The sequence below is a fragment of the Rhizobium sp. SVR5-2C genome, assembly GCF_056755115.1.
The window spans coordinates 1-455 of the sequence record NZ_JBNDHT010000334.1; the positions used below are offsets into that span (position 1 = coordinate 1).

Genomic DNA, 455 nt, shown 5'->3' on the forward strand with positions numbered 1-455 from the left:
TGCTGGTCTCCGCAGGATTTGCCGTCCGCGCGCATGACTCGGCAAAGGCGTTTCTGGATGGTGCTTCGATGTCGGAATTCGATGTCGGAAGGAGGCTGCCTCGTCACCGACCTCAGGATGCCGCAGCTCGACGCCATGGAGCTGTTGAAGCACCTGCGGCGCTTCAACGCGGACATTCCGGCAATCGTCATCACCGGCCACGGCGATGTCACGACGGCTGTTCAGGCGATGAAGGCCGGGGCGGCGGATTGCCTGGAGGAGCCTTTTGCAGACGCGGTGCTGATCGCGGCCATCAACCGGGCGACGGCCCTGAAGAGAGCCTTCTGCGGGGCCTCCGGCACCGACACTATCGCATCTCGACTTTGCCAGCTGACGGAGCGCGAACACCAGGTCCTGGCCGGCGTGCTCGACGGCCTGCAGAACAAGATGATCGCCTTCAATCTGGGCATCAGTTC

At 63.3% G+C, this 455-nt stretch carries 1 protein-coding gene; it reads left to right on the plus strand.

Annotation, left to right across the window (positions count from 1 at the left end; genetic code table 11):
• Positions 1 to 81: 81 nt before the first annotated feature.
• Positions 82 to 455: response regulator (locus tag ACPYOI_RS35980; RefSeq protein WP_481424160.1), on the plus strand; the 374-nt coding region annotated here is incomplete at its 3' end.